The sequence below is a fragment of the Pseudomonas sp. USHLN015 genome (assembly GCF_037153275.1).
Taxonomy (GTDB): Bacteria; Pseudomonadota; Gammaproteobacteria; order Pseudomonadales; family Pseudomonadaceae; genus Metapseudomonas; species Metapseudomonas tohonis.
Genome location: NZ_JBBCKP010000011.1, coordinates 62,533 through 88,194, shown reverse-complemented (window position 1 = coordinate 88,194; position 25,662 = coordinate 62,533). Strand labels below are relative to the sequence as shown.

The window sequence follows — 25,662 nt, the reverse complement described above, 5'->3', positions numbered from 1 at the left end:
ATACGGCTTACAACTCAAAAAGCATCACCTCTCAAGGAGGATGAAATGAAAGGACTCATCGCAGCCTTTATCATGGCTATGGCCCTAACTGGTTGCTGGAAAAAGGAACTCACCGCAGAGCAGAAGGCACTGGTGAGCGAACTTCAACAAGAGCTTCAAAAAACCAAGAATGAAGTAGCTGAAGCTAGGACAAGTTTAGCCAAATACTCTGGTGGCCTCATAAAAATACTCATCGAAACGAGACTAGAGGTTCTGCAGACGAACGAAGCTCTGCTTCAGCAGCGAATTCACGCAATTGAATCTGATGCCCCCGTAACTGTTCAGACTCAAATCTCAACTCCCGACCCCGTTGCAGCAACGGCACTAGCAAATGAAATTTCACTAGCCAATGAAAAGCTAGCATCAGCGAGAGCCGATGCCGCGAAGTACACTGGGGGATTGATCGTTGCACTGAAACTTTCTGCCATCGCTACCCAGGAACAGACGCTCGCATTGTTGGAGCAGCGCTATCTCAGCGCAAAATATGGTCTTGCGATTACCAGTACCCCTGCCATGAAAAGCAGTGCTACTCAACCCGACCCGGCTATTGCGCAGGGTGACACAGCGGATATAGGGCCTAAGATCGAACCAGCAAATGGTCCACTTGGCTTCAAAAAAGGGCTTTCAAAGGCAGAAATTGAAGCGATGGTCGGTAGCGAACTCACCGCCATCAATCCTGAAGAAAACCTCTATGGAGCGCGGCGAGCACCAAAAGCGAACGCGGCGCTGGAGACCATCGCCCTGGTCGTCTCCCCAACCGTCGGCCTTTGCCAAATTCGAGCACTGAGCAAAGAGATTCAAACCAACGGACACGGCTTCCAATTACAAATCGCTTTTCAAGAAATGAAAGATGCATTGAGCAGCGTATACGGCCAACCCCAGCTAACTGACCGGTTAATCCCTGGCAGCATATGGAACAAACCTCAAGAATGGATGATGGCTCTTCTGAAGCAAGATAGAGCGCTGACAGCTCACTGGCAGAACGATCCAGACTCCCCACTTAAAAACGACCTTGAAGGCATCTACCTCCAAGCACGCGCCAAACATTCGGAGGAAGGTTTTTATATGCTTCAGTACGATTTCTCAAATATCTCTCAGTGCGAGTCAGAACAAAAAAATAACCGCACTAACTCCCTGTAACTCCACCATGGGGCACCACAGGTGCCCCAACCTCCCGCCCCAGCACTTCAACAAGCACGATTGAAAGTAAGTCATGCTCAATCCGTAGACGCCCTCTTATCAATGACACTCTTGGATGCCTCACTGACCCCATTCAGCTTCAGCTGCGTCCCATGAGAGAACTACTGCACCGTCTTCATCCTGCTTAATAACAAGCCCATCGGAGTCGCGTAGATCCTCGATCAAGCGCAACCAGTCCTCCATCCCCTCTCCTTCCTCTAGCCGGATCTTCACGCAACGGGCCAGCTGCGCAGGAGGAGAAGTCACCAATCTCTGTACCCGCCAAGCAAGCAGTTCAAAGGTAGAGGGCTGTGAAACCTGAGCTTTAGCCATGGCAAATCCTCGAATACTGTTTTTTTATACAGTATATCTGACAGACATTGCCTCGCAAGCCTAGGGAATAATCTGTTTCCCCATAGATACGGCTTTTTGAATTGATAACAATAATGTCCTGCGGAACTATCTAGGCACGCAACAGATAATCCGGAGGCTCGCCGGATACCACGGACAGGGGGAAGCCTGTTCCAGGCCCCGAACAGGGATCGACCTGCCCGAGAGGGAACAGCAAAGCGCCCAACCGCCGGTGGCGCCAATAACAGCGGATCGATGAATCGACTTCAGGCTTCTGAAGCCTTCCCCTTCCCCGTTCACACCGGGGCTTTTTGCGGGCGTAGCTCAGCGGTAGAGCTTCTGCCTTCCAAGCAGAAGGACGCGGGTTCAACTCCCGCCGCCCGCTCCACATTCATGAGGAATGGCGCATGTCTGCGAAATCCTTCAAACAGATGATCAAGGACGGTGACCTGAGGCGCGCAGACGCCATGAAGGCCCGCCTGGAAGACCTCCACGAAGAACCCGGCTTCAACCTCCGCAGCGAGGGTGAAGACCTCGAACAAAGCATTGCCGAGCTGGCCGAGTACATCTACCAAGGCGGCCAGCTCCCACCGCTCGAAGTCCGGCCGCGCGCCGAAGGCGGTCTATGGGTTGTCGATGGCCACCGTCGTCGTCGCGCCTACCTGAAACTCGACGCAGAAGGCCGCCTCCCCCGCGACCCGAAGGACAACGAAGCCTGGATCGCCATCACCGCCTTCACCGGCAACGATGCCGAGCGGGTACTGCGAGTAATCACCAGCCAAGAAGGCCGCAAGCTCTCACCGCTCGAACTGGCGGAGGGCTACAAGCGCTTGGCGGCGTTCGGATGGAGCCCGGAACAGATCGCCCAGAAAATGGGCAGAACGCGGCAACACGTAGACCAGGTACTCGTCCTGGGCAATGCCAACACAGACGTACAGCAGATGGTTGCCTCGGGCGAGGTAGCCGCCAGCACAGCCACCACCCTCGTGCGTAGGCACGGCGAAGCGGCCGGTAAAGTACTGAAAGAGAAGCTGGATCAGATCAAGGCTGCCGGCGGCAACAAGGTAACCCCCAAGGCCATCGCCAAACCCGACGTTCCGCGGGCCTTGCGCAGGGACCTGTACTCGGTTTGCAAATCAATTGCAGACAGCTTCCCCGAGCAAGTGCAGGCCGCCATAGCCGATGGCGCTGAGTACATCACCATCACGCTCAAGGCCGAACAGATAGATCGCTTCACCGAACTGGTACGCCAAACGGACGAAGCGCTGCAGTAAATCGCCACAGGCAAATGAGTGGCGTCCGAAAAGGGCCTCGGCTGTTGGGAGGGCTCGGGTTCTGGCTGAGTGCCGAGCCCTCCCACCTCACTTCAACGAAAGGAAATCGACATGCTGATTCTTACCCGCCGTCTCGGCGAATCCATCCTCATCGGCGACAACATCACAGTTACCGTGATGAGCGTCCAAGGCAATCAAGTGAAGCTGGCAATCAATGCGCCAAGGGATGTTGCAGTGCATCGTGAAGAAGTCGCGGAGCGGATTCGCCGCGCTGAGCAGCAACGGCACCCGGTGAAGACATTTGCAGGATAGTCTTGAACATCCACCGGCCGCCCCGCCAAGGCGGCCCGTGATGGCAGAGCCATTACATAACCAGTCTCACTGACCGGCCAACGAGAGGGCTTTAGTGGCCGCTGAGCATTATACCAACTACACATCCTGACTTGACTGAGAGTAGACTTTGTTTATTAGTAACTTTGGATGCTCCTCCCCAACAGGAATATAGCTTTCCACATCAAAGACCTGAGCATTAACTCTACCATGCGAATCAACTGACTCAATATGGACCTGGTGCCCTCTTGAAAGCATTCCCGAACCACGCACAATCAATTCCAGACTAACCTCCTCTCCAGTCTTTATTGTGACCTTTTTCCGGATCAGATCCTCATCTTCCTCCATCCGCAAGTAGACCTCTACTTGCTGACAGAAATTTCCGATATTGGTAAGTATCAACTGATACCAGTATTCACTGCCCTGCAACGGGACAGCACTATCTAGAGCTAAATTAAAAACAGGCTTTGCAGATTCAGAAATTACATACCGCTCGTGCTGCCACTTTTCCAACTCAATACCCACTTGCTTAGCAGTAACCCCGACAAGCTCTCTCTGCTGTTCAACAGAGTTCCGGAGCTCCTCTGCTTGCAGCTTCAAAGCCTCATTATTTTGCCTCAGCTCAACTCCCTGCTGAAAAAATCCTAGAACAAGCCAGAGAATTGCAAGTGGGCCAAAAATCCCAGCAAAAAAATCACCTACGGCGTTTAGATCCATAGCTGGAAGCATATATAGCCGACCACCGACCAACCATAGAGCAAAGCCCAAATATAAAACCGTCAATAAAATACCTAATCTGGCCAAATACTTACTCACAGCTTCTCCTTCGAATCGGGTACTCTAGGAGTATTTCCATACTCACAGCGATGTAATTTTACGGATTTCAAAGCGGAAGAGTTATGTTTGCTGCAACGTCCTTAAGCCGCCTGCAGTAGACCTCCACTCTCCGCTCCGCACCAATTTTTGACTTGAGGAAGGCTCCGATATTTGTCACTTTTCGGACGCCGCGACCAAGCTCATGATTAGGGGTACCAGGCCCCTGTTCAATATTCGCGAGCAAATCGTTCATTCTTTTCCCCGCTCCAATGCTTTGATGGGCTATCCAATTTCTGACACCTCGCATCGTGTCGACTAGCCGCTCATCCTCCCCCTGCATGTGCACAATGCGATTTGCGTGCTGTGGATCCAACCATGCAGCAGCTTTTTCCTTCATCACAGCACAAGATTTAAATGTAAGGTTCCATCCATCCGGATCAATTGCCTGCTCAAGATCGGTCAATGACATATGCGGTGGCCTATTGAACGTAATTCTTCCACTCATCCAAAGCGAGTGCTTCTGAGCAGCTGAAGACCTAACGCTAGTTTCAAACGCATTTTGGTAGGTATGAAAACTCCTATTTAGATAGGAGATGAACAGATCAGAGATGAAACACTCGAAATCCACAAAAACAGAGTGAATTAGAGTCCTTGACTGCAAACTGATATCCAATTTTTCGCTGCCAGTACCGCGCAAGGCAGTCAATACACGTTGATAGTGATCAAGGGAAGAATCCACTTGCTCACAAAATGCATCCCTAACATCCTGCGGTTTCACCTTTCTCATCGTTGCAATCCCTCGCTTACAGATGACACATAACCTATCCCAGCCCGTGGAAACACGCTACTACTCCAGCGCCCACTACTAACGGCATCAACTCTCGCCAAGACGGCATCGATGCTATCACGGTATGCGCTGCGCTATCTCAGAACTACGACTTCAATCAAATGCCTCCATCGCTGGCTATGACAGTAACGAACGCTGCAGCTCTCGACCAAGAGTTGAGCTATTTACTAGCAAACGCTGATGCCGCTAACTCAACTCCAATTCCCCATATCGAACCTAAAGACTTTGCGCCATATGCGCTGGAGAAGCTAACCATGCCTAGTGATCCTATTGATCTGCACTGCCCAGTCTGCGACTGGTTGGAGGTCCTTGAGGGCGAGGAATGGAACAACGCCTGCGAGTTGATCGCCAGTTGGCAGGCAGACAGGGAGCCCCGCATCATTCACGTGCGCAGCGACGACCTGCGAGCGATCTACAACGCAGTGCTCGATGCTGACGAGGAAGGCCTGGCCGGCCATGCCGAACCAATGATGAGAATCGCCGCAGCGATCAAAAGGTGACTCAAGCCCTTCGGCTGACGCACGCCAGGCAAAGGAGAGTGAAGCAATGAATACGATGTTTCTGCTGATGGCCCAGTACAAGGGCCAAGCCATCATCCCGATCGACAGAGTCTGCACGGACTACTTCAGCCACCTCACTCCGGACAAGTTCCAGCGTAAGGTGCTTGCTGGCGAAATTGACCTACCCCTGGTTCGCTTGGAGAGGAGCCAGAAAACTGCACGAGGCGTGCATGTAAGGGATCTGGCCGCCTACCTCGATACCCAGCACGAGAAGGCGACCATTGAGCACGACAAGCTTATGGGCCGCTACCAGCGCCGAGCCTAACGAGCTCGGCGCCTTTTCATCTCTCTCCGCGCGCCCAAGTCCACGGGCGCCGCCAGGATTCGCTCCAACCACTCCCACCCCGCGTAGGGGTCCCCTCTCCCTCTCATGTGCGTATAACGCCGCATCGAGTTCCAATCCCGGTGCCCAGACACACTGGCCACTCGCGGAATATCCCATCCCATTTCGAACAAGCGGCTTACGCCGTCATGACGCAAGTCGTGAAAGGTCAGGCCCTCGATTTCCAGAAACTTGCACGCGCGCGCCCAAGAGGCGGAAATTGATTCGCCGTTGTAAGGGAAGATCTCTGCGCACTCTCTCGGCATCGACTGCACGATCTGCCAGGCCTCGTCCGGCAGATGACACCAAATGTCGTTACCGATTTTCTGCCCCGGGTTTTTCATGTCCCGCACTTTCACCGCTTGCTGGTGATCATCCAGGTCCTCCCAGCGAATGCGGCAAATCTCTTCCTGCCGCCGAGTGCTGAAAATCGCGAAGCCCACCACCTTAAGCATGTTGATAGAGCTCGGCCGGCGTTGCTGTATCTCGAAAAAGTGCCGAAGCAGGCTATCCAGCTGCTCCTTCGTAGGCCGAACGGTACGCTCACTGCTTTTCATCACCAGGCCCAACTTGCGTAGCACCCGCCGTGCTTCGCTCATTGCATGGTGATCAATCTCGTAACCCCACGCTGGCTTTGCTACAGACATCACAGCCCCTAAGTGCGACAGGTCGTTACCAGCGGTCTGAGGTTTAATCCCTCCCCCTGCTGGACTTAGGCGCCATTGCGCGTACTCAACGAGGCGCTTGCTATCAAGTTCTCGGTCGGTCACATCACCCAGCCAGGATTTGCCAATCGCTTCGAGCGTCGCCCGTTTCGTCTTCCCCAGGGGCCGGATGCGCTCATACTCCTCAAGGTACTGGCCGATGATGTCCTTTAGCAGGACACCTTTTCGGTTAGCCCTCTCGATCGCACCTGGCTCCGATAGCTCCGCCTCACGTCGTCCAGCCCACGCTTTGGCGCTCTGTAGCCGATCGAAGGTGAGGCTTTCCTGATAGACTTGCACCCCTTCCCGCATGATCCGGATCTGGGCCAAATAGGCCACCGTTCCGTCCTTGCGCTTTCGTTTCCTGATCGTTGCCATGCCATTTGGTACATGAGTGATTTGAGTTGGTACATTGTTGCAACGACCCTCTCAAAACAATCGGAAACGGCCCCAAACCGCCCTCTATCAGCTGTACGAAAATGCTTAAAGAAATAGCCTCAAGCCCAGCAACCACGCGCCCTGCGCTGTCCCGCCGCTTTTCCGTTGCGCCGATGATGGATCGGTAAATCACTTTTAAAATTACATTTGATATCAATAAGTTACGAATATGTTTTTGTAGCGTGTAGCAAATTCGTAGCAAACGGTTCCGTCCCGCTCGGGATTGGACTGATCGACGTCAGACCGCATCCGGCTCCGCATTCGCATCCTCGTCGTCGATGTTGTCCCAGTAGGCCATGCAGGCCTGTTCCGCAGCTGACTGCAGCCTGAAGAGCAGATCTACGTTCTGCACCCGGCCCATGTCCGGGCCCTTCGCCAGGAAATCGTGCACTTCCTTCCAGGCCGCTGCGGCAGCCAGCGCCAGGCGCATATGGCTCGCTCTGCTCGTCTCGTTCATGGTGACCTCCAGTTGTCGTGATGTTCCGGTAGACCGGAACTCCGCTGGCACGTTCCCGGACCTCCACTGGTCTACCCTTCATGAACGCATGGAGGGCACCGGCATGATCATCTACGAAGGGCAGGCCACGCTCGAATACCCCGGGAAGCATGGGGACCTTACAGGCATATTCCAGCGCTTCACGCGCATCGTTCTTGAGCAAACGCAGCCTGGGTACTACGACATTACCTTCAGCGCCACCCTGGGCCCTATCGAAGACTTGGTTGTCACCGTCCCGACGGGTCAGGTATACGAGGGGAAAGTCGTATCCACGGATGGTAGGAAGGCGACGATCGCAACCAAGAGCAAGCTCTGGTTCCAGCGCATTCAAGGGGTAAGTCATGGATAACGAGGTAGGTTTCTGGATCGCCCTGGAGGCGGTGTTCGAAGCCGCCATAGTGACCGGGACCGATCCCGAGCACCTGAGGCGTACTGCTCTGGCTATTGTCCAGAAACTGGATAGCGACCAGTCGGACAGAGCTGGGAAGATCATCCAGTCGGCTAGCCGAATGGCGCATCTAGGTAGCGGCACCTGATGTGCGGCCGAATCGTTCAGGGTATGTCCTGGGCAGACATCTACTACCTGCTGAACATCCACAGCCTGCCGCCGGGCACGCCGCTGGAACCACGTTTCAACATCGCACCCACCACTCCAGTGCAGATGGTGCTGCCCCTCGATGATGACGCCCGGGTTGCACCGGTGCGCTGGGGATGGAGGCCTTTCTGGGCTCAGGATCGTGCCGCGCCAATCAACGCACGGTCCGAGAGGGTGGCTCGCTCGTCGTACTTCCGCAGCATCTGGCCCAACCGGATGCTCTGCCCGGTGTCGGGGTGGTTCGAATGGGTCGACGAGGGCGAGAAGCGGAAACAGCCCTACTACATCCGCCGCCGGGATGGCGCCCCGACCTTCTGCGCCTCCATCGGCCAAGTGCACGACGAGCCCCGGGATGACGATGGCTTCGTCATCATCACCGCCGACGCCCTGGGCGGCATGGTCGACGTGCACGACCGCCGGCCGGTGGCGTTCTCCCCTGCTCTCGCCCGGGAATGGTTGGACCCGGCCACGCCGCGCGAGCGCGCCGAGGAGATGCTGGCCGCCGGCGAGGGGCCTGATGTGTTCGTGTGGTATCGGGTAGACCGCGCCGTGGGCAACGTGCGCAACCAGGGCGAACACCTGATCGAGCGCGTCGCCTGACAGCTCGTCCGCTGGAGTTGGCAGAGCGCGCCGCACCATAAATACTGTACGCACATACAGTATTTATGAGCCATCCATGTTCCGCGTTCCCACCGCCCGCGACCGGTTCAGGTCCGCCCTGGACTACTACTCCCACATCTACGGGATGACCGATCTCTGGGCAAAGGGCCAGTTCGGCCTCGCCAGGGAGGCTCTGGATAAGGGGCTAGTGGATGAGATGGAGTATTTCGAGATGCGGGACCTGGTGATCGCCGTCGCCGCGCATGCGAGGGAGCGTGTAGCCGCCGACAGGGTCCACACCCTGGGGGTCTACCACGTCATCGAGGAGGGGAACGGTGCAGTGGTTGGGGTGATGGAACGGCGCCACCTCAGTGCGAAGCAGCACCCGCAAATCGACGCCCTGCGGGCTGGGCATGACGCCACCGGGCAGCTACGGATGATCGAAGATCGAATCATCGATCGCGGGGCGATTGACGGCCTCACCTGGGCCGACAGCAAGAGCGGCACTGGCTACCGCTTCCACCTGGTGGGCCACCTGCAGCTCGGCCGTCGCACTCCCAGGATCGTCGATCCGGACCATTACCGCCTGGTACGCGATCTGGCCCGGGAGGCGATTGCCGCCGGCAACCAGACCCGCGCCGACCTCCTGCAGGAGCGCCTACACTGGGCGGCCTGGATGCGGTGCCCCGATTGCAATGAGCATTTCGCCCTGGTCGAGGATTGCGAGGCTTGCGCGGGGCAAGGGCTGGTGCCGGCATCACCACCTCCCCCGTCTTGGTGAGGAGCTTGCCTTTAACACGGACCATCTCATGGTCTATGCTCCGACGCTAATCCAACAGCCGCGTAAAAGGTGCGTGGAATGAACGGAGCCATGCAGTATCAAGGCCTCGCGTACGTAACTTTTGAAACCCTCTCTGAGCAGTCGCCAGTCGAGTTAATCCAGATCTCACTCCTTGATATGGGCAACGCGACGTTCGAGCTTCACTCGAAGCGCCAAGTAACCGCTCGTCGCTTGATCATTACGCCCCTCAATCAGAAATCTATCCAAGGCAACATCATCAGTCAGGCACCCGGAATCACTACATTTCGGCGAAGCGTCTACTGATTGCCGCTGCTTGCAAACGTTCCGTGCCGTCGATCCGAAATTGACCGAACGGTCTACGCTTCGCTGATTACCCTCGCTATCCTGACGCCATCTTCTTGGCTCAAATCATGGACGGAGCAACGATGAATCTCTCTACTGGCGACATCAGTAAGCTCTTCGGAATCTACATGCCAGCCTACAGCTGCGAAGCGTCACGGATGGCGGACGGCAGCGTAACGCTTCAGTTCTGCAGCAAGGCCAATCGGGACATCGTCACGATTCCTGGTCTTCCCACTACCCAACTTGGTTCAGCTCCCGCGATCAAAAAATTGAGCAAGTCTTTGAACGAAGAGTTCGCGATAGCGATCGCTCGCAAGGGTATTCGTGCATGACCTCCGGAGGCGATCCATACGCCTCCGATGAGCTGAAGCTACTAGCCCGAAAGATTGCTCAATGGCGGCCGGCCCTTCCACCTGACAGGGTGCTGGCTCAAATTCTGGGAAGGGCTGAAGCTGCCAGGTGCGATCCGAAAATCCTCGCCGAGACTTATCTCGTCCAGGCACGCGGTGGTATCCGTCTTCCGTGGGAGCTCGATTAGGCAAAAAAAACGCCACTGTTTCCAGCGGCGTTGAGTTCCTGTATTCACGGAGTATCAGGAGAAACACCCGAAGCGTAGACCAGATCCTACAAAATGATAACCTTCTCGGGGTGTAGGACGGAGTCTCACAATGCACCCTCGCCGCCTGGCCCCCCTCTTCGCCGCCCTGGCCTTCGCTTCGTCGACTGCCCTTGCTGATGTCACCAAGGACGCCAGCTGCCAAACCGCTGCTGGCTGCTACACCATCGCCGGCACGATCACCAACGAAGATGCCGCGGCCGTGGCCCGGATAGCAGCGTCGCTGAAGGACCAGGGCGTGGTAGGCCCAAAGTTTCTGCTGAACTCTGGTGGCGGCAGCCTGTTCGCCGGTATCGAAATCGGTAAGTCACTGCGCCAGATGCGCGCCCTCGCCATGGTCACTCTCAACAGCCAGTGCGCGAGCGCCTGCGTGTTCATCCTGGCTGGCGCGTCGCGCCGAGCAACCTATGGCGCGGTAGGCATCCACAGGCCGTATACCGAGCAGGTCGGGAACATCGACATCGCCCAGGCCCAGGTGGATTACCGGGACACCCAGGCCAAAGCCAGGGCGTACTTGCAAGACATGAACCTCTCCGATGACCTCTACGAAGCGATGGTGCGCATTCCCTCCGAACAGATCCATGTGCTGAGCAAGGAGGAGCTCGCCCGCTTCGGGCTCGACAAGAACGATCCAGTGGAGCAGGAATTCCTCGATGCCGGCGGCGCCGGTCTATACGGCCTCAGCAAAAGCGAATACCTGCGCCGCAAAGCTCTGGCGACAACTCAGTGCGACAAGTACTTGGAGAGCGAGACTCTGGCCCTGAAGTACGGGGACTGCTACGAAGCTGTGATGAGCACAGAAGCGGCCGGCGCTGTTACACAACCCCAGCCAGACGATGGTTACGATGCAGGCCTAGCAATTCAGCTTCGAATCGCATATCGGCTATACCCATTCCTTGATCACACGAGGCCCGACGCGAATAGAACTGCTATTGATGAAGTGGTCAGCGTTCGGGATACCCTTATCGCACAGGGATATCGTCCAGCGGACGCAATCCGTGATGCCGTAAAACAGGTGGGCCCGAAGTACTCAGCCCAAGCGCCGCAACCAAATAGCGAAGAACTCGACCTGAAAATCGCCCTGCAGGTTGCGTACAAACTCTACCCGTTCCTCGATTACGAGCGGCCCGACGCGAACCAGGCAGCAATCGACGAGGTGATCCAGGTCCGCAACGCGCTGATGGCGCAAGGCTACGGCGCGGCCGAGGCGATACGGGCCGCCGTCAACCAGGTCGGCCCGAAATACGCGAAGTAGGCTCCTCCAGCCCAAGCACGAGCTGCATCTGCTCTCGCCAGTACTCCACCTCTCGCATCAGCGGCGGCTTCTGCCGGCGCCAGGCCGCCAAGCCTTTGCCATGGCGGCTGGCCTGGGCCTTGCACTCCTCCAGAGTGGCGCTGGCTCGCTCGTATTCTTGAAGCGGCCCGGCCTCACCGCGCAGTAGCGCGTCGATCCGAAGGTCACACCAGACGGCAAAGTCGTCGTCCAGCCAACGTGCAAAGGCAACCGCAAGCTTCGGGTGGAGCCAAGTTCCTGACCTCCCTCTCACCTTGGAGGTCTCCACAAGTTTGATGCCGGATTTTCCGGCATCAACGCCTGGCCCAAGATGCTTCGCGAGCGCAGTCATGTAGCTGTGCGTACTGGGCAACTCAAGCCAGTGGGAAGGACGGCGACCAAAATGCTTGGAAACCTCCGTCGCATTGATCCAGCCATCCAGGCTGAACTTGACCGGAGTTCCTTCATAGTGGAACGGAATCACATTGTTCATGGCATGCGCCTCAACCGCCCAGGGAGGGTAAGCAGGCAGGGGCGTGGGCGGCGCATGAACCTTCCCTCTTCGGCTGTACGGGCCTAGCCTGCTACGGCCTGCAGAGAGGCCGGCCTGGTCGCCCAGGCCCACCCGACGCTATGTAACTGGCAGCCCCATGCAACACCCCGTCAGCCCGCTGCCCGCCCCCGCTCGTCCGCCAACTGCGCGGCCTGGTTCCGGGTCGCGTTCAATTGCTTCAGAAGGTCCGCTTTCTCCGCTGCCCCCATCGACCGATCGTTCGTCACAGCCTTGATCCGCTGGTTGATGGCGGTGATCTGCCGGTTGGCTGCCTTATAGATCGGGCGCAGCTTCAGCACGTCGTTGCCGGCCAGCTGCTGCATCCGCTCCAGGTCACCAACCTTCCGTGCCTCGCTGGCCGAGGCGTAGAGCTGGTCGATCTGGTGCTGCATTTCGTAGAAGCGCGTGAGGTACTTGCTGCCGCTGCCCGGGTCGGCCGACTTCACAAAGTCCCCGTAAAGCGTCCAGTTGTCCGGGTTGGCCAGGTCGCTTTTCGGGTTCGACGGCAGATCGGTGATGCCACGCGTCAGGTAGTCGGCGGTGTTCAGCGCCTGGGTGCCCAGCCAACCAAAGTAGCCGCGCACCAGGTGCTCGATCCGCTGCGGCGAGATCCCAGTCAACTGCCCGGCGGCAACCGCCGAGGCGCTGGTCCTGGCGGTGTAGCGCTCCTCCGCCGGCAGCCGCTCCTGGCCCATGCTGTCGATCGGGCGTTCGCGGAAGCTGTCGTAGTTGAACGCCGCCTCCATCAGCGGCTTGAAGGCCTGCGGCACCGGGCTCATGGAAAGCTGGTTCCACAACAGCGAGCCAGCCGTGCTGGCGAAGTCGCCGGCCTGGTAGTCGTCGCCAGAGAGTGCTAGTTCCATTAACCGCTCGGCCACCGACCCCATGACACCGACCTCGAAGGGCTTGGGCAGGTACAGCGACTTTTCGGTACCAGGGATACGCACCCACCAGTAGGTGTCGCGGACCCAGTCAGGCAGTTGCTTGAATTCCTCGTCGTCCTTGTTGAGCAGGAACAGCAGGGTCGAGGCCATGGCCACCGCGCCGGCGACGGCCACGAAGCGGCGCGGATCTGCCGAAGCACCGCGCCCCAGCTTGTACATCCCCTGCAGGCGAGCGTTCATGAAGGGCACGATCTGCGTCAGGAAGCGCACGCTGGCCCACTTGCCGGCCGAGGTGAAGTCCATCATGTCCCGCGCGGCGTAGCTGGCTTCGAGGTGGCTCTTGCCCTCGGCGCGCAGCTTCTCGTACAGAGCGGCACGGTTCACCGTCTCCAGCCGGTCGCCGACTTCCTGGTACTTGTCCCAGGCGCTGCGTAGAGCCTTGGCTGCCTTGGCCGGGGTGTTGAGGATCTGGCTGGAGTCGACGCCGCTCCGGATCAAGCGCTTGGCATAGGCCGCCTGGTCGCCGTCATTCAGCGAGCCGAAGCGTACAGCGCCGCCGCCGGCCAGCAGTCGGTGCAGCGTTGGGTTGTCCTTGCCGGTGGCTTTCCAGCCCGACGCCATGTTCTTCAGCGGGTTGTAGCCCAGGTCGTTGGCGGCGATCGAGGAGATGCTGTCACGTAGCAAGTTGCGGGCGCGAAATGCGGGGTTGCTGGTGACCCCCACGGTCAGCGCGTGCTTGAAGGAACGCATGGCCTTCATGGCCGGGTTGTTCCAGTCCTGGTGATTCAGCATCGTCAGCGCGTCCAGCACCAGGGGGTCGTCCACCAGATAGTGCCGCTCCTTGCCGTTGACCATTACCCGAAGGCTGCCCTTCTCCGCCTCGCGCAAACGCGTGGCGATGTTCATCTTCTCGGCCGCCTCCAGCGCCTTGTTCGCTGCCATGTTCTTCATCGAAGCCGATAGCAGGTGCGACCAGTTGGCCAGGGTGTTGGCCATCAGGTCGCCCAACGGCTCCTTGCCCCCCTTGAGCTTCTTGAAGGCCTTCTGCCCGGTCAACCCGCCGATCTGGCCAGGGCCTGCCGTCCCGTCCCCCTCCTCCATCACACGGTAGAACGGGACATAGAACTCGCTTTCCCAGAGCTTACGGCTGCTGCCGTCGATCAGGCCGGCCTGCTCGGCGACATCCATCACCGACTTCTGGTAGGCGTTGAACTGCTTGAGCACGTCGCGGTAGACCACCGCCCGGGCTCGGCCGTCGGCCATGGCTCCCTGGTTGAGGGAGCGCAGCGCCACGATGTCGTCCGGGGTGAAGAGGTTCTCGCGCCCATCCTGTGCCAGCTTCTCGGCACGGTTGCCCGCGATCCAGGCGAAGAAGAGATCGTGCTCCCCCTTCAGGTCAGCCAGTACACCGCGCAGCCCCTGCCCATCGGCCTCGACATCCAGGGCGCCGTCGGAGATCTTCGGCCGGCCATGGAAGAACGTCGCCTCAAGCGCGCCATCGGTTCCCTTCGAGAGTCGCGCCTGCATGTAGGCGGCCTGGTCCAGCTTGGCGATCGGCGCGAACTGGTCGAACACGCCCTGGATAACCTTCTCCTTCCAGCGCTCGGACAGCGCTCGCGCGGTCTTGGCCAGCGGTTCCTGTCGGATGAAGGCACCTATCTTGCCGAGCGCATCTCGTTGGGCTGAGGTGGCGTGCTCCGGGAAACGAACCTCGCCGCGGTTGGTCACCTGGTCGAAAAAGTCAGCCGCCCGTTGGCTTGCGCGGCTATACCGCACGTCACCCGCCGCCTTGCCAATGTCCTCCGGACGCAGTACCTTTTTCCCGAGCCGATGTTTTGGTGCCGCTTTGGGCAATTGGAGCCCTCTAGCGCTGGACCAAGCATCGGCTTTTTTGTTGTCCACGTACCGCAGCAAGCCGTTCTCCATCCACTGTTGGACGAAGCCAGCGCTGTCCTTGGCATGGATACTGGCGATCCGGTTCACGGTGATGTTCTCCTTGCGGTTCATGTGCACCGCCACCACCACAGAGCGCCCACGGCTCGCCGTTTCCACCAGCGCCACCAGGCCGTCCGGCGCAGTGGCGGAATCGAACACCATCACCGGCTCGCCGAGTGCAGCCAGGGCGGCCTTCACATCCCTGGGCGTCATGCTGTGCTTGTCCACGGCCTTCCACAGCGTGTCCTCGGTGATGTTGATCGGCGCATCGGCAGCCCCCAGCGCCTTCAGCACGTCAGGAGTTCCACCGAGGGACAGGGGCTTGCTGAGTGTCTTGCCCCTGAAAACTTCGTCGATTTCCTTCTCCAGCGCAGCGGGCAGCCCCGTTCCGGGCTCCCGGGAGTAGGTCTGCACCAGACCGCCGGTTCCCTTGGCGTCGCCCTTTTCGATGAAGCGTCGTGCGGTCCCCAACAGTGCCGCGATGTCCTGGTCGGTCCAACGCACCTTGAAGCCGATGTCGCGCAGCGCATTGCGGACAGCGGCAACCAGCCTCGGCCAAAAGCGCTGCTCAGTCAGGCGGCCAGCGGCCGCGAGATCCGCCAGGACCTCCTCCATGGCCAGCGCCTTGTCGTAGCCGAACCGATCGCGCAGGCGATCAGCCGACGAACGTAGGGCCGGGTGCTCCTTGTAGATGCTGAGCAACAGCGGATTGAGCCGCTTACCGAAGGCGCCCTGCAGGCCGGCATGGCCGATGACCTCGTGCTGCAGGACGAATGCAGCGTGCTGCAGGCTGGTGAGGTTGTCGGCGATGAGGTAGACGCCCTTCGGATCGTAGAGGCCTTCGGCATCGTGGGCCCCATCGCGCTTCACCTGCTGCCGGAGCCGAGGTGGCAGGTCATCAATCGACTGGACGACATTGACCTGTGGCGCGTTTCTCCATCCAGCAACGAGCCCACCAATCGACCTGGCCAACGTTTCGGCCCGGACTTTCTTCGCCCTTGGTGCAGCCATGCGATAGGCGCCACGGGAATAATTGGGGCTCGCCCCCTCCTGTTCTACGCGACTGAAGCCCTCGCGCTCCAGCGCCGCCCTGACCTTTTCGCCTGCTGCCTTGCCCTTGAACTGCTGCAAATCGTCAGGGCCCCACTCAACCTGGAAACCCTTGGCAGTAGGCGTAACGGTGGCGCGGACGGCTCCATGCCGGCCATGCTGATATTCACCCGCTACGCTGGCGTCGCCTCGCTGCGCTGAGGCTGCAGCCTCCGGCGCTTCATTCAGTGCACGCTGTCCGTCGGTCCCTTCAGCTGCAGAAGGAACACCAGCTCCGCCTTCCATTGGCTGGACTTCGGAAGTGGCCGGCGCCGCTTCAGCATTCGGTACTCCTGCCTGGTCAGCCGGCTGCACCGGCGTAGCACCCTGACCGCCTGCTGCTCGCTCATCAACAGGCCCTGACCGACTATCAGCATCTACCACCTCCTGCAACGGACGCCGCTGAACTGCCCACTGCCGGGGCCCGGTCTTCACCACATGGAAATCATCAGGTTGCGGCAGCGACCGCAGCGCCTTGTTGGCCCCTGGCACACTCTTGTATTCCGCCGCTACCACCTGCTGCTCGACCTGCACCCCGGACAGGGCACGAGCAGCCACCGCCCGGCTGGCGCCTGTGCGATCTGCCAGCGCCTGGGCATCCAGCGCCCCTTGCGCTTGCCTGGCCTGCTCGAGCACTTGCCCAAAGGTCGGCCGCTTCGCGGGTTTGACCTGGGCATCCATCCCCGCGCCGAAACTAGAGTCTGCTGGCTCAACTGGTTGCGGGGTGGGGATTCGGCCCAGCGACGCCTGGCCGCTTGGGTCAACCACAACAGCCTCCGGGCGAAGATCTGGAAGGCCTGGAAATTCCGGCCGCGCGTCGAAGGTGCGCACCGGTACCGGCGGCGTGGGTTGTACCGTCAGCGGCTGGGCCTGGATCAGTTCGCCCGAAAGCGGGATAACACCGCGCGGCACCTGCTGATCCAGCCCAGCCCCACTGAACGGGGGTTGAGTTTCGCGCCCCGGCACGGGCCGCTGTTCGCGGTCGACGTTGCGCGCCGGCCCGTCCGGACTCACGTTGCCCTGACCGTCGGCATACAGCACCGGATCCGGCGCGGGCAGCGCGAGGCGATCCGGTGCTGGCAGCAAGCCCGCAGACCGACTGATAGGTCCGGCTGGTTGAGCGGCAGGTGCAGGTGCTGCAGGCTGCTGTCCTCGGGCAGCCACCCGGCCGGCGGCGTCGACACCGCCGCCCAGGATGCCGCCACCGATTCCGCCCAGGATGGCGGCGTTGAGCAGCTCGCTGCGGCCGTCCTCATTGAATGCCTCCTGGGTCGGGTCGACGCTCTGCACTGCCAGCCGCTCCACCGCTGTCTGCCCGGCCTCGGTGGCGGCTTCTGTAGCGGCCTGTCGCCCGACGGTACGCAGCAGCCCCTGGCTCGGCCTGGCGATCTTGGAGAGCAGCCCCAGTTCGGGCACCACATCCAGCGCACCGGCGGCCGCGCCATACGCCAACGCCGTGCCCGGGGCGTGCTGCCCGGTCTTGTCGTAGATGTCGCCGTAGATACTGCCCTGCTCGGTGCCGATGGAGTTGGCCGTAAGCCCTGCCTGGATACCCCGTTCGGTCGCCTCGCGCGCGGCGATCTGGCCCGCGCGCTCGGCTACTGCACGATCGAGGCCCTGGGCAATTCCGCGCTGCACCAGGCCTTCAGCTGCAGAGCGCCCAGCAACCCTGGCCACAGCGCCGCCAACACCGCCGCCGGCGATAGAGCCGGCCGCGAAGGGCACCAACTGGCCGAGCCCCTGCGCCGCGTACAGCCCAGCATCCCTGACGCTGCCGATATCCTCGACGCGCTGCACCAGGGCGGGGTTCTGCTGCGCCTCTTCCTGGTTCCGCTGGAAGCCAGCGATGCCCCAGTCACGCAGCCCGGGCTCGGCGACAACATCACCAGCCAGGCCGGCTAGCCCGTACAAGGAGCCCTGAAGCGCATCTATTCCGGAAGCGATGCCTTTGCCGAACTCACCCCCCGCTGTAGCGTTACGCTTGTCGATGCGAGCCTGGATAGAAGATCGTGCGTTGTAGTCGTCAGCCATATCAGGCTCCTGCCTTCAGCTCGGGCAATCCGTAAATCGCCCTCTCTGCGTTGATTTGCTGAAGCTTGCGCGGATCGCTACCTACCGACTTCGCCTCTGCCCGGCTCTCCTCGTCGAACACCGCTGAATCGGCCTGACTGATGCTCGCCACGGTCTGACCGTTACCGACCTGGCCACCGGAGATGACGTTGGTTACAACAGGCCGCTTCGACCTGACGCCCATGCTGTCGGTCTCTTCCACGTTACTGACTACCCGCTGATCCTTGAGCGGCGTGGTCAAGGTCAGGTAGGTGTCCTGCAATTGCGCCCTCACTTCCGGCGCCAGGTTCGGATTGTCCAATCCCGCCAGCAGGCCGTTCAGCTTCTGTTGCTTCTGGATTTCCAGCCCGCGGGAGGCGATCTGTTGCTCGGTCACCTGTCGCTGCAGTTGGTTGTTCTGGAAGTCCTGTAGCCCACCGCCAATGCCGCGCTCCTGGCGCGCAGAGAGCTTCGCCTGCTGCTGCCGGTCCCAGTCCGCGCTCGCGATGCGCTCGGCCTGCTGCTGGTCCAGCCCGCGCCCGCGGGTAGAGTCGCCGACGATGGAAAGGCCACCGCCCGCGTTATCGCGCCGGGTCTGGCGAATGATCTCCGCCGCTGCCAGGTTGCGCTCCATGCCCTCCCTGCCGCCGCTCATGATGCTCAGCGTGCCAATGCCATCGCCGATTCCGCCTCCGACCTTTCCGGTGGCACCTGCTACTGCGCCGGGGTCGTTGGAAAACTCCATCACGCCGTTGGCACCGCGCCGGCCGACAACGCCAGCAATGCCGGTCTCGCCGAAGCCCCCGATACCATTGGGGGCGACCTTCACAGGCTCCAGCCCAGGTAGCGCAGCCTCCCCGCCGGACGGAGTCTGCGCCTGCCGCTGCACCGCAGTCGTCGTCCCTCCAATGCCTGCAGGGTTCGGCGCGGAAGGGTCCGAGCCATCACGACGATTCGCGCCGAGACCAGCCAGAGCCGTATCACCGACAGCTGATGCAGTGCCGCCCAACTGCCCGAGGCCAGTGCTGAGCCTGCGGTTGGCGGTATCGCGGAAAGCGGTGGGGCCACCGGGCAGTGACTGGGGGTCGCCGCCGGACAGAGTGGTGATGCCGTTACGGCCCCAGTCCAATGGCCCGGCGATCAGCGCCTCGGCGCCGCCCACCGTGGTGTTGACGATGCCGTTGCCGAAGTCGGCCAGCCCACGGAGAAAGGTCTTGCCCTGCGGCTGAGACTGAGCAGGTGCAGCGTCAATGCCGCCGCCGATCCCATTCTGGGGAAGACCATTGGTGACAGGCTGGTTGTACTGGGATTGCATGGCCTGGGCCCGGACTGGGTCGCCAGTTGCGCCGATACCAGCGTCGATTCGCAGCGGTGCCGGCGTCGCCGTGGTCGGTGGCGCGATCGGCATGATGCCCGGCAGGGGAGAAATGCCCTTGGCCTTCTGGGTGGCAAGGGGGAGGTTTCCGGCGATCGAGCCGGACTTGTACGGGTTCTGGACAGCCATGGTGGGTGCTCCATGAGGTGGATGCACCCGACGCTATGTCACCGAAGCCGAAGGGCAAGCCCTAAACGGTCTCGACCGCCTGCCTCATATTCGTCCAGAAAACCGGAACCGGCGGGGTCTCGAAGGACAGCAGGAGCGTGCTGACCAACTCGTCGAAGTAATAGTCGTCCGGGTTGATTGAGGTGGCGGCGCCAACCATGTCGGAGGATGTGCAGATCGGCGACGACAGGAACTCCTGGGCGGTGAGCACCGTTCCCGCCAGGGTGCCGCCGGCCGTGAAGGTGTCAAAGCTCGCTTCCCCAGAACCTCGCGCCACCTGGTAGCCCGCCATCTTCATCTGGCCGCCGTCCGCGAATGGGGCGCCGATTGCCACGCCCACGAACAGGAAGCTGGTCCCGTCGGAACTGCGGTCGGCATTGCGGAACACGCAGTAGTCGAAGGCACCCATGACGTGGGGGAGCAAGCCGGTGTACCAGTTGTACTTGTCGGCCTGGACATAGGGCCAGTCGACGGTGGCGGTGTACTGCGGCCCGGCCGTCAGGTCGACAGGCGTGCTGAAGGGCGGCGAGCCCAGGTCGAACGACAGTAGGTAGGCGTGCTTCGCGCCGTTGCCCCGGGTGGCGTACAGCACTCGGATCGTGCTGCCTCCCCTGGAAATCGCCACGACGTTGTGCACGCCGCCGGCGGACAGCCCCGCGACCTGAATCCGCTGGCCGCCCTCCTCGGCCTCCGGCGCATTGATGTAGATGAAGATGCCCGCGGCAACCACGAAGCGACCATCGTCCAGGGGCATCACCAGCGAGGCGCCGTTGTCGGGCGCAACACCGAAGGCGAGCATTTCGCCCTGGTCCGGCGGGTCAGTGTCAGCGGCCAACAGAGCCGTCGCATTGGGTACCACCTGGACGGGATCTCCGAACACGAACAGGTCAGGACGACCATGCAAGCCCAACTGCAGAGGCGACAGCGCGGCCGGAAATTTCACCTCGACCGCAGGCGCCGAGGGCTGGCGGACCAGTACCACGTGGCCGTCAACTGACTGCCCTATGCCGTACACGGCGAACATCGGAAAGATCATCAGCCTTTACCCCGTGGTGATCTCAGCGACCAGCGCCGAGCCAGCGTTGGATGCGGAGCTGGCCACATCGGTGAACCCGCGAACCGCCTGTGCCAGGGCCTCGGCCGGACGGTTGCTGGAGAAGGCCGCGATTTTGTTGCGGTCGATGCCCATGGCCGCGTCGATCCCCGTCTCAGCCGCGCGCAGGCGCAGCTGCTCGAAGCCCAGCTCGACGTTGTAGTAGCTGCTCAGGGCCTGGTAGAGGGAGGCCTGCGCCTGGGCGCGGATCCGGGCGCGCTCGATGTCCTTGTCGGGGATCGACAACCAGGAGACGTAGAACGCGCGGAGCGTGTCCATGACACCCAGCTTGAGGCGAATGGCCTGCTCCTCGGCGAATTTCAGCAGGTCCAGCTTCAGCTCTGCCATCCGGGCCGTCTCGGAGCGGTTGACGTCAGCAATGGCTTGGCCCGCACGCTGCTCCGCCTCGGCGACCAACCGGACAGCCACGCCCGGCGGCATGGAGAAGCCGCGTTCGGAGAACGTCGCGAGAATGCTCTTGGTCTCGGTGCTGGCCGCGCGATAGGCGCGATCGCGCGCCTCGTGCCACAGGGCGTCGACCACGGCAGTGCTGTCGCCGAAGGGGTCGCTGCCGCTGATGATCTTGCAGAGCCACTGCTCCGGCTTGTCGCGCAGGCAGGCGGTCAGCTCCGGGAAGTACTTGCCCAGCCACTTCTCGGTTTCGGCGTCGAGCCGGATCAGTTCGGAGTTCGTCTGGTCGACGCCCGGAAAAAGGTCGCTCATGGTGGGCGGCGGTGCCAGGTTTGGCTTATCGACCTGAAAGTCGAAGGCATGGGCCAGCAGGTCCGGCACCACCGATCCGGTAATGCGCGACGCGGTTTCACGTGCAGACCGCAGGGTGCTTTCCACCGTCCCCTGCAGGCGGGTAACGGCATCTTCGACAGAAGCCATGATCAGTCCTCCAAAATGGCGGAGCCGCCCCTGGTCGAGGCCAGCAGCGGGCTACCGAGGTAGTAGGCCCCGGCGCGCGGCCGGGGGAAGGTGAGGTAGTCGGCCCAGGTCCTGCCACTGTCCCGGCTGATGCGCACGGCGTTCTCCGTCTCGACGGAGGCGAAGAGCACGGCCTCGAGGACGGCGTCACCAGCAGCATCGAAGACCGTCCGCTGCAAGCAGCTGATGTGCACCGGGAATTGGTGTTGCACCGCCGGCTGGTGGTTGAAGCCGATGGCAGAGCGCAGACTGGCCTGGCCATTGCGTAGATCGAAGACGGCCAGGTGCACGGGGCTGGCGACGCCGGTACCGAAATCCTGCCAAGCCTCGTAGCAGACGAAGGCGATCTCGAACTTGCTGATCGGCACGAACATCGGCGCCAGCGGCCAGAGCTTGTAGCTGCCCGTCGGGGGCATCAGCACCGGGTCGGTACCAGAGGAGAAGACGGGAATCGTCGGCCCCTGAATCCCGGCCCCCAGATCCTCGAAGCGCACCTGGTACTTCACGGGGGGAAGCTCCTGCCCTGCCGTATCCAGTGCGGTGATGGAGAACTCCAGCCGGCCGGACGCCAGATCGGCAGGCATATATGGCCCCTCCCCCAGGCTGAAGATGCCGGCGCGGTCGCCCTCCATGCGCCAGGTCACCTCGGCCAGGCCGCCCGGGAAAGGTACGGTGGCCACCGGATTGACCGCGTGGACCACGCGCTCGTCGAGATGCCCGGCGATCCAGACATCGTAGGGGCGCCGCCGGCCTGGGTTGGCGGTATCGGCGCTGTCCCATACCTCGTACTCGAGTTCGGTCATGCCGAATTCACCGCCGAGGCCGACCTCAAACCGCACCGCAGCGGCGCCGCCGGCGTCCACATACTCGTAGTCCCAGCCCACACCCAGATCGGAGAGCGTCGCATTGAGCGCGCAGAGCCTGGCATTGATGACGAAGCGACCGTTGAACCACGCCACGCCCAGGGCGTCGATCCAGTTGGGGCGGCTGCCGCCGGCGGGTACCGCGTGTCCTGCCTCCCAGTCTCCCCAGAAGGAATCCCAGGCTTCCTGGGGCGCCTCGAACGGGGAGCGGATGGATGTCCTTGGCCTGGCCAGCCAGGGACCGTTGTGGAAGAAGTCCACGCTGTGCTCATCCGGTGACCAGAGCTTGCTCCAGGCAACAGTCGCTGGCAGCTCTCCGGCAGCCGCGCCCTGGTAGTTCAGCAGCAGGAACAGCAGCGCGCTGTTGCCCCAGCTGTGCGCGGCGTCCGGATCGACGTTCGTCACCACCGGGAGGACGAGGAGCGTCCACGGCCCTGTAGACGCCGAAGCGCCCTGCATGCCCTGGTACTCGAACGACATGTAGCCCAGGTTCGTCCTGGCGAGCAGCTGGTACCCAGGCGCGTAGTGCTGGATGAAGGACTCCGCCAGCCAGTAGCCAGGCTGCACCTCCGATCGCGGGTAGGCCTGGACGCCGGAGTACACCAGCGAGCCCTCGGGCACCTGGTCGGCGGAGTTGTAGGGATAGCTGCTTCCCGGCGCCGGATAGACACGCAGCGAGTGGCCACGGATGACGTCTCGGTGCACGGTGCTGTAGGTGCGCCACTGGAAGGTCTGGGGCCAGGGCGCTAGCGGGCCCTGCTGGTTGGGGTCGAACCCCAGTGCGACGAACTTCGCCGGGACGGCCTTCGGCTCGATGTCTTCATAATCGAAGGGACCGTTGAGCGCGCCGACCCTGCTGTCGAACATGTCGCGCGTGCCAACCGGGTAGGCGTTGCCTCGCGGGTCCAGCGTTGCGTCGAACAGCAGCAGTTGCCCGGGCGGGTCGATGATCACCGCCGTCGCTGACGCGCCGTTGCGAGTGGCGCGGATCAGGTAGGCGTCGATGACTTCCATCTTCGACTGTCGATTGAACCGCACCAGACGCAGGGCGAGGCTCTTCGCACGATCCAGCAGGTAGGTACCGGACACGCATAGCGACTTGGCGCTCACGGTACCCATCAGGTAAGCCTCCGGCTGGACGCCGCCACCGAGGTTTCCACGGTAGCCAGCTCCGCCTGGGTGGCCGCGTAGATTTTCAGCTTCAGTCGCCAGGAACGCCCGGTCACACCCTTGGCCGTGACGGCGCGCATGGTCGGCTCGCGCGCGATGACCTTGTAGGAGTACTCGGTGCCATCGTCTCCCTTGAGCACGGCCAGCACCTGGCCGTCCGTGCAGAGCCCGAAATACACGGAGTCCACCCGCTTCAGCTGGTTGGTGCCGTAGTCCGTGGCACCGAAGTCCACCAGCATGTCTACGGTGTCGCCGTCGTCATCGCCTGGCGCGATGCGGTAGATGCCATCCTCGCGCACCCCGAACGCGCCGTAGGGCGTGCGGGTGATGGCCAGGAAGTCGAAGTTGCTGTAGCGGGTGATAGCCCCGGTCAGTACGTTGGAGGCGTACTGGATGCCTTCCAACTGGGGGATGTTGGTCTGCGTGCTCACCAGCACCTGGTCGGCGAAGGCCAGATCGACGTCGCCCTCTTCAGCCATGAGGCTGCCGGCGAAGATGGTCTCGAACCACTCCAGCCCTTCGGTGATCTCGATCTCAAGCAGCACCTCGTCGCCGACCTCGATCGTCGAGATGAAGCTGGCCAGCAGGTCGGCGCCCAGCGAGAAGGAGTCGCGAACCAGCACCGGTTCCCCGAACTGCGCAGAGCCACTGTCCAGCCATGGCGCGTAGCCGATGCCAATGTAGCCGCCGCGGTATACGCCGACGCCCTGTGCGTAGCCGCTTTCACCGCCAACGCCCTCGGCTGCAGCAGCAACGCCAGAACCACTGCCGACACCGCCGGTCAACCCGCGACCTGTGCTCAGCGGCTTCGGTCCATACCCCACGCCGTAGGAGAAGGAGATCTCGGGGAAACCGGCGCTCCCCTCCCCTCGGTAACCGCCTCGATACACGCCAACACCCTGCCCGTATGCGCGATCGCCGCCGATGCCCAGGAATCCGCCACGGAAGGTGCCGACTCCGCCATTGGCGGCCGGCCTTGCCTCACCCTCGATGCCGATGTCGACAGTGGCGCTGGCGTGGCTGGTCGTGCTGCCAGTGGCGCTGGCCTGGATACCGACGCGCCCAGACGCCGAGCTGTACTGCCGATCGCCGGCGCGGCCAATGGCATAGCCGCTGACGCCAACGCGCCCTTCCGCCCGGGCACGCCTGTCGAAGCTGGCGGTGATGCCCACCCGGCCAGACGCCGAGCCGAAGTTGTAGTTCGCCAGCAGCGGGTCTTCGACGAAGTCGCCGGCGGAGTACAGGGAGACGTCCAGGCGCGCATAGCCGGTGCTTGGGGTCGGGCTGGTGCGCACCACCACGCCATCGACCAGGTACTGCACGATGCCCTTGGACCGGGCAACACGCAGCACGGGGCGATCCGAAAGCGGCGTGGCCACCGATTGCACCACTGCACCGCCCTCGTATATGTCCAGCGCACCCTGGTGGCCGTAGAACGCGTGGCTGCAATCGGCCGGACTCACGGTATCGGAACGGCTGTTCAGCCCCACCACCGCGCCGATGGAGCTCGCCCCGATGACGAACTCGGCATAGCCGTCGCCGAGCAGCCCGCCGATGGACTGCCCGCCGCTGTTCCAGCCGGGCAATGAGTTGTAAATGACCTGGGCCGGAACTGCGGGGACAGCAGGCGTCGCCAGGAAACAGCGACGCTCGTAATACCAGATCAGCGGGCCACCGGTCCCGCCCGGGCCCGTGAACATTTCGCTGATTTCCGGCGGCACCCCGACCATCTTCGGCCCGTACACCGGGCGGCCGGACGCGTCGACTCCCACCTGGCCGTAGTAGCTGGCCCCCAGCTTCTGCTGGGTGAGCATCTGCGTCAGGCTGGCCATCAGCTGCAAGTTGTCGGCGTAAGCGCCGTAGTCCGAATAGACCGGGACGTCCACGCAGTAAGCAGGAATCGCCGGCGCCCCCGGAGTCCCGGGGATGCTCCGAACCGCCGGGACCTTACTCAGCCGGTTGGCCATGG

23 protein-coding genes and 1 tRNA gene are annotated in these 25,662 nt (G+C 61.5%); 12 read left to right on the top strand and 12 right to left on the bottom strand.

Annotated features, from left to right (window positions below):
• The first annotated feature begins 45 nt into the window (after positions 1-45).
• Positions 46-1,179: a hypothetical protein gene (locus tag WFQ67_RS22505; RefSeq protein WP_337058256.1), complete on the top strand. Its 1,134-nt coding sequence runs from the start codon at positions 46-48 to the stop codon at positions 1,177-1,179.
• A 120-nt stretch (positions 1,180-1,299) separates the two neighbouring features.
• On the opposite strand, the gene WFQ67_RS22500 is transcribed toward WFQ67_RS22505, so the two are convergent.
• The gene (locus tag WFQ67_RS22500; RefSeq protein ID WP_337058255.1) at positions 1,300-1,551 is read right to left on the bottom strand and encodes a DUF1654 domain-containing protein; all 252 of its coding nucleotides are present in this window, start codon (positions 1,549-1,551) and stop codon (positions 1,300-1,302) included.
• A 331-nt stretch (positions 1,552-1,882) separates the two neighbouring features.
• Here WFQ67_RS22500 and WFQ67_RS22495 point away from each other — a divergent pair.
• The 3 genes from WFQ67_RS22495 (at position 1,883) to csrA (ending at position 3,155) form a co-directional block, all read left to right on the top strand.
• A tRNA-Gly gene (locus WFQ67_RS22495) sits at positions 1,883-1,957 on the top strand.
• 19 nt (positions 1,958-1,976) lie between these two features.
• A complete protein-coding gene (locus WFQ67_RS22490; RefSeq protein ID WP_337058254.1) occupies positions 1,977-2,843 on the top strand; it encodes a ParB/RepB/Spo0J family partition protein in 867 nt (288 codons plus the stop codon).
• A gap of 111 nt (positions 2,844-2,954) precedes the next feature.
• On the top strand, positions 2,955-3,155 hold the full coding sequence (csrA, locus tag WFQ67_RS22485) for a carbon storage regulator CsrA (RefSeq protein ID WP_337058253.1): 201 nt from the start codon (positions 2,955-2,957) through the stop codon (positions 3,153-3,155).
• A gap of 117 nt (positions 3,156-3,272) precedes the next feature.
• Here csrA and WFQ67_RS22480 read toward each other — a convergent pair whose 3' ends face one another.
• Complete coding sequence (locus WFQ67_RS22480; RefSeq protein ID WP_337058252.1) at positions 3,273-3,989, bottom strand: hypothetical protein; 717 nt, start codon at positions 3,987-3,989, stop codon at positions 3,273-3,275.
• 67 nt (positions 3,990-4,056) lie between these two features.
• The gene (locus WFQ67_RS22475; RefSeq protein WP_337058251.1) at positions 4,057-4,776 is read right to left on the bottom strand and encodes a hypothetical protein; all 720 of its coding nucleotides are present in this window, start codon (positions 4,774-4,776) and stop codon (positions 4,057-4,059) included.
• A 161-nt stretch (positions 4,777-4,937) separates the two neighbouring features.
• On the opposite strand from WFQ67_RS22475, the gene WFQ67_RS22470 reads away from it, so the two are divergent.
• Together WFQ67_RS22470 and WFQ67_RS22465 are read left to right on the top strand one after the other, a co-directional pair.
• Positions 4,938-5,336: a hypothetical protein gene (locus tag WFQ67_RS22470; RefSeq protein ID WP_337058250.1), complete on the top strand. Its 399-nt coding sequence runs from the start codon at positions 4,938-4,940 to the stop codon at positions 5,334-5,336.
• A gap of 46 nt (positions 5,337-5,382) precedes the next feature.
• Complete coding sequence (locus WFQ67_RS22465) at positions 5,383-5,661, top strand: pyocin activator PrtN family protein (protein ID WP_337058249.1); 279 nt, start codon at positions 5,383-5,385, stop codon at positions 5,659-5,661.
• Here the strand turns inward: WFQ67_RS22465 and WFQ67_RS22460 are convergent.
• Together WFQ67_RS22460 and WFQ67_RS22455 are read right to left on the bottom strand one after the other, a co-directional pair.
• Complete coding sequence (locus WFQ67_RS22460) at positions 5,658-6,800, bottom strand: tyrosine-type recombinase/integrase (RefSeq protein WP_337058248.1); 1,143 nt, start codon at positions 6,798-6,800, stop codon at positions 5,658-5,660. The two genes, WFQ67_RS22465 and WFQ67_RS22460, sit on opposite strands and share 4 nt — an antisense overlap.
• Positions 6,801-7,098: 298 nt before the next feature.
• Positions 7,099-7,317, bottom strand: a complete 219-nt coding sequence (locus WFQ67_RS22455; RefSeq protein WP_337058247.1) for a hypothetical protein — start codon at positions 7,315-7,317, stop codon at positions 7,099-7,101.
• Positions 7,318-7,420: 103 nt separating this feature from the next.
• Between WFQ67_RS22455 and WFQ67_RS22450 the strand changes: the two genes are divergently transcribed.
• The 6 genes from WFQ67_RS22450 to WFQ67_RS22425 all read left to right on the top strand — a co-directional run bounded on the left by WFQ67_RS22450 (position 7,421) and on the right by WFQ67_RS22425 (position 11,566).
• Positions 7,421-7,705, top strand: coding sequence for a hypothetical protein (locus WFQ67_RS22450; RefSeq protein ID WP_337058246.1), 285 nt, complete (start codon positions 7,421-7,423; stop codon positions 7,703-7,705).
• Entirely contained in the window at positions 7,698-7,892 is a 195-nt protein-coding gene (locus WFQ67_RS22445; protein ID WP_337058245.1) for a hypothetical protein, read from the top strand. The genes WFQ67_RS22450 and WFQ67_RS22445 overlap by 8 nt, the downstream gene beginning before the upstream one ends.
• Positions 7,892-8,551: an SOS response-associated peptidase gene (locus WFQ67_RS22440; RefSeq protein ID WP_337058244.1), complete on the top strand. Its 660-nt coding sequence runs from the start codon at positions 7,892-7,894 to the stop codon at positions 8,549-8,551. The genes WFQ67_RS22445 and WFQ67_RS22440 overlap by 1 nt, the downstream gene beginning before the upstream one ends.
• A 76-nt stretch (positions 8,552-8,627) precedes the next feature.
• Positions 8,628-9,332 carry a hypothetical protein gene (locus WFQ67_RS22435; RefSeq protein ID WP_337058243.1) on the top strand — a complete coding sequence of 235 codons (705 nt, stop codon included), beginning with the start codon at positions 8,628-8,630 and terminating at the stop codon, positions 9,330-9,332.
• 446 nt (positions 9,333-9,778) lie between these two features.
• Positions 9,779-10,027, top strand: a complete 249-nt coding sequence (locus WFQ67_RS22430) for a hypothetical protein (protein ID WP_337058242.1) — start codon at positions 9,779-9,781, stop codon at positions 10,025-10,027.
• 336 nt (positions 10,028-10,363) lie between these two features.
• Complete coding sequence (locus WFQ67_RS22425) at positions 10,364-11,566, top strand: hypothetical protein (protein WP_337058241.1); 1,203 nt, start codon at positions 10,364-10,366, stop codon at positions 11,564-11,566.
• On the opposite strand, the gene WFQ67_RS22420 is transcribed toward WFQ67_RS22425, so the two are convergent.
• From WFQ67_RS22420 to WFQ67_RS22390, 7 genes are all read right to left on the bottom strand, one after another.
• Entirely contained in the window at positions 11,535-12,077 is a 543-nt protein-coding gene (locus tag WFQ67_RS22420; protein WP_337058240.1) for a KilA-N domain-containing protein, read from the bottom strand. The two genes, WFQ67_RS22425 and WFQ67_RS22420, sit on opposite strands and share 32 nt — an antisense overlap.
• A gap of 170 nt (positions 12,078-12,247) precedes the next feature.
• On the bottom strand, positions 12,248-18,076 hold the full coding sequence (locus tag WFQ67_RS22415; protein ID WP_337058239.1) for an LPD38 domain-containing protein: 5,829 nt from the start codon (positions 18,074-18,076) through the stop codon (positions 12,248-12,250).
• A gap of 1 nt (position 18,077) precedes the next feature.
• A complete protein-coding gene (locus tag WFQ67_RS22410) occupies positions 18,078-19,598 on the bottom strand; it encodes a hypothetical protein (protein ID WP_337058238.1) in 1,521 nt (506 codons plus the stop codon).
• Between the two features lie 61 nt (positions 19,599-19,659).
• Positions 19,660-20,673, bottom strand: a complete 1,014-nt coding sequence (locus WFQ67_RS22405) for a hypothetical protein (RefSeq protein WP_337058237.1) — start codon at positions 20,671-20,673, stop codon at positions 19,660-19,662.
• A 6-nt stretch (positions 20,674-20,679) separates the two neighbouring features.
• Positions 20,680-21,621: a hypothetical protein gene (locus WFQ67_RS22400; protein WP_337058236.1), complete on the bottom strand. Its 942-nt coding sequence runs from the start codon at positions 21,619-21,621 to the stop codon at positions 20,680-20,682.
• A gap of 2 nt (positions 21,622-21,623) precedes the next feature.
• Complete coding sequence (locus WFQ67_RS22395; RefSeq protein WP_337058235.1) at positions 21,624-23,642, bottom strand: hypothetical protein; 2,019 nt, start codon at positions 23,640-23,642, stop codon at positions 21,624-21,626.
• A complete protein-coding gene (locus WFQ67_RS22390; RefSeq protein WP_337058234.1) occupies positions 23,642-25,660 on the bottom strand; it encodes a hypothetical protein in 2,019 nt (672 codons plus the stop codon). Before WFQ67_RS22390 ends, WFQ67_RS22395 begins: the two co-directional genes overlap by 1 nt.
• Positions 25,661-25,662: the final 2 nt, after the last annotated feature.

Excerpts from the sequence above, each read along its gene's own strand:
- WFQ67_RS22405 (WP_337058237.1), bottom strand. The coding sequence starts at position 20,673 with ATGATCTTTCCGATGTTCGCCGTGTACGGCATAGGGCAGTCAGTTGAC.
- WFQ67_RS22420 (WP_337058240.1), bottom strand. The coding sequence starts at position 12,077 with ATGAACAATGTGATTCCGTTCCACTATGAAGGAACTCCGGTCAAGTTC.
- WFQ67_RS22430 (WP_337058242.1), top strand. The coding sequence starts at position 9,779 with ATGAATCTCTCTACTGGCGACATCAGTAAGCTCTTCGGAATCTACATG.
- WFQ67_RS22465 (WP_337058249.1), top strand. The coding sequence starts at position 5,383 with ATGAATACGATGTTTCTGCTGATGGCCCAGTACAAGGGCCAAGCCATC.
- WFQ67_RS22505 (WP_337058256.1), top strand. The coding sequence starts at position 46 with ATGAAAGGACTCATCGCAGCCTTTATCATGGCTATGGCCCTAACTGGT.
- WFQ67_RS22400 (WP_337058236.1), bottom strand. The coding sequence starts at position 21,621 with ATGGCTTCTGTCGAAGATGCCGTTACCCGCCTGCAGGGGACGGTGGAA.
- WFQ67_RS22470 (WP_337058250.1), top strand. The coding sequence starts at position 4,938 with ATGCCTCCATCGCTGGCTATGACAGTAACGAACGCTGCAGCTCTCGAC.
- WFQ67_RS22415 (WP_337058239.1), bottom strand. The coding sequence starts at position 18,076 with ATGGCTGACGACTACAACGCACGATCTTCTATCCAGGCTCGCATCGAC.
- WFQ67_RS22425 (WP_337058241.1), top strand. The coding sequence starts at position 10,364 with ATGCACCCTCGCCGCCTGGCCCCCCTCTTCGCCGCCCTGGCCTTCGCT.
- WFQ67_RS22445 (WP_337058245.1), top strand. The coding sequence starts at position 7,698 with ATGGATAACGAGGTAGGTTTCTGGATCGCCCTGGAGGCGGTGTTCGAA.
- csrA (WP_337058253.1), top strand. The coding sequence starts at position 2,955 with ATGCTGATTCTTACCCGCCGTCTCGGCGAATCCATCCTCATCGGCGAC.
- WFQ67_RS22410 (WP_337058238.1), bottom strand. The coding sequence starts at position 19,598 with ATGGCTGTCCAGAACCCGTACAAGTCCGGCTCGATCGCCGGAAACCTC.
- WFQ67_RS22450 (WP_337058246.1), top strand. The coding sequence starts at position 7,421 with ATGATCATCTACGAAGGGCAGGCCACGCTCGAATACCCCGGGAAGCAT.
- WFQ67_RS22440 (WP_337058244.1), top strand. The coding sequence starts at position 7,892 with ATGTGCGGCCGAATCGTTCAGGGTATGTCCTGGGCAGACATCTACTAC.
- WFQ67_RS22475 (WP_337058251.1), bottom strand. The coding sequence starts at position 4,776 with ATGAGAAAGGTGAAACCGCAGGATGTTAGGGATGCATTTTGTGAGCAA.
- WFQ67_RS22455 (WP_337058247.1), bottom strand. The coding sequence starts at position 7,317 with ATGAACGAGACGAGCAGAGCGAGCCATATGCGCCTGGCGCTGGCTGCC.
- WFQ67_RS22490 (WP_337058254.1), top strand. The coding sequence starts at position 1,977 with ATGTCTGCGAAATCCTTCAAACAGATGATCAAGGACGGTGACCTGAGG.
- WFQ67_RS22500 (WP_337058255.1), bottom strand. The coding sequence starts at position 1,551 with ATGGCTAAAGCTCAGGTTTCACAGCCCTCTACCTTTGAACTGCTTGCT.
- WFQ67_RS22435 (WP_337058243.1), top strand. The coding sequence starts at position 8,628 with ATGTTCCGCGTTCCCACCGCCCGCGACCGGTTCAGGTCCGCCCTGGAC.
- WFQ67_RS22460 (WP_337058248.1), bottom strand. The coding sequence starts at position 6,800 with ATGGCAACGATCAGGAAACGAAAGCGCAAGGACGGAACGGTGGCCTAT.
- WFQ67_RS22390 (WP_337058234.1), bottom strand. The coding sequence starts at position 25,660 with ATGGCCAACCGGCTGAGTAAGGTCCCGGCGGTTCGGAGCATCCCCGGG.
- WFQ67_RS22395 (WP_337058235.1), bottom strand. The coding sequence starts at position 23,642 with ATGGGTACCGTGAGCGCCAAGTCGCTATGCGTGTCCGGTACCTACCTG.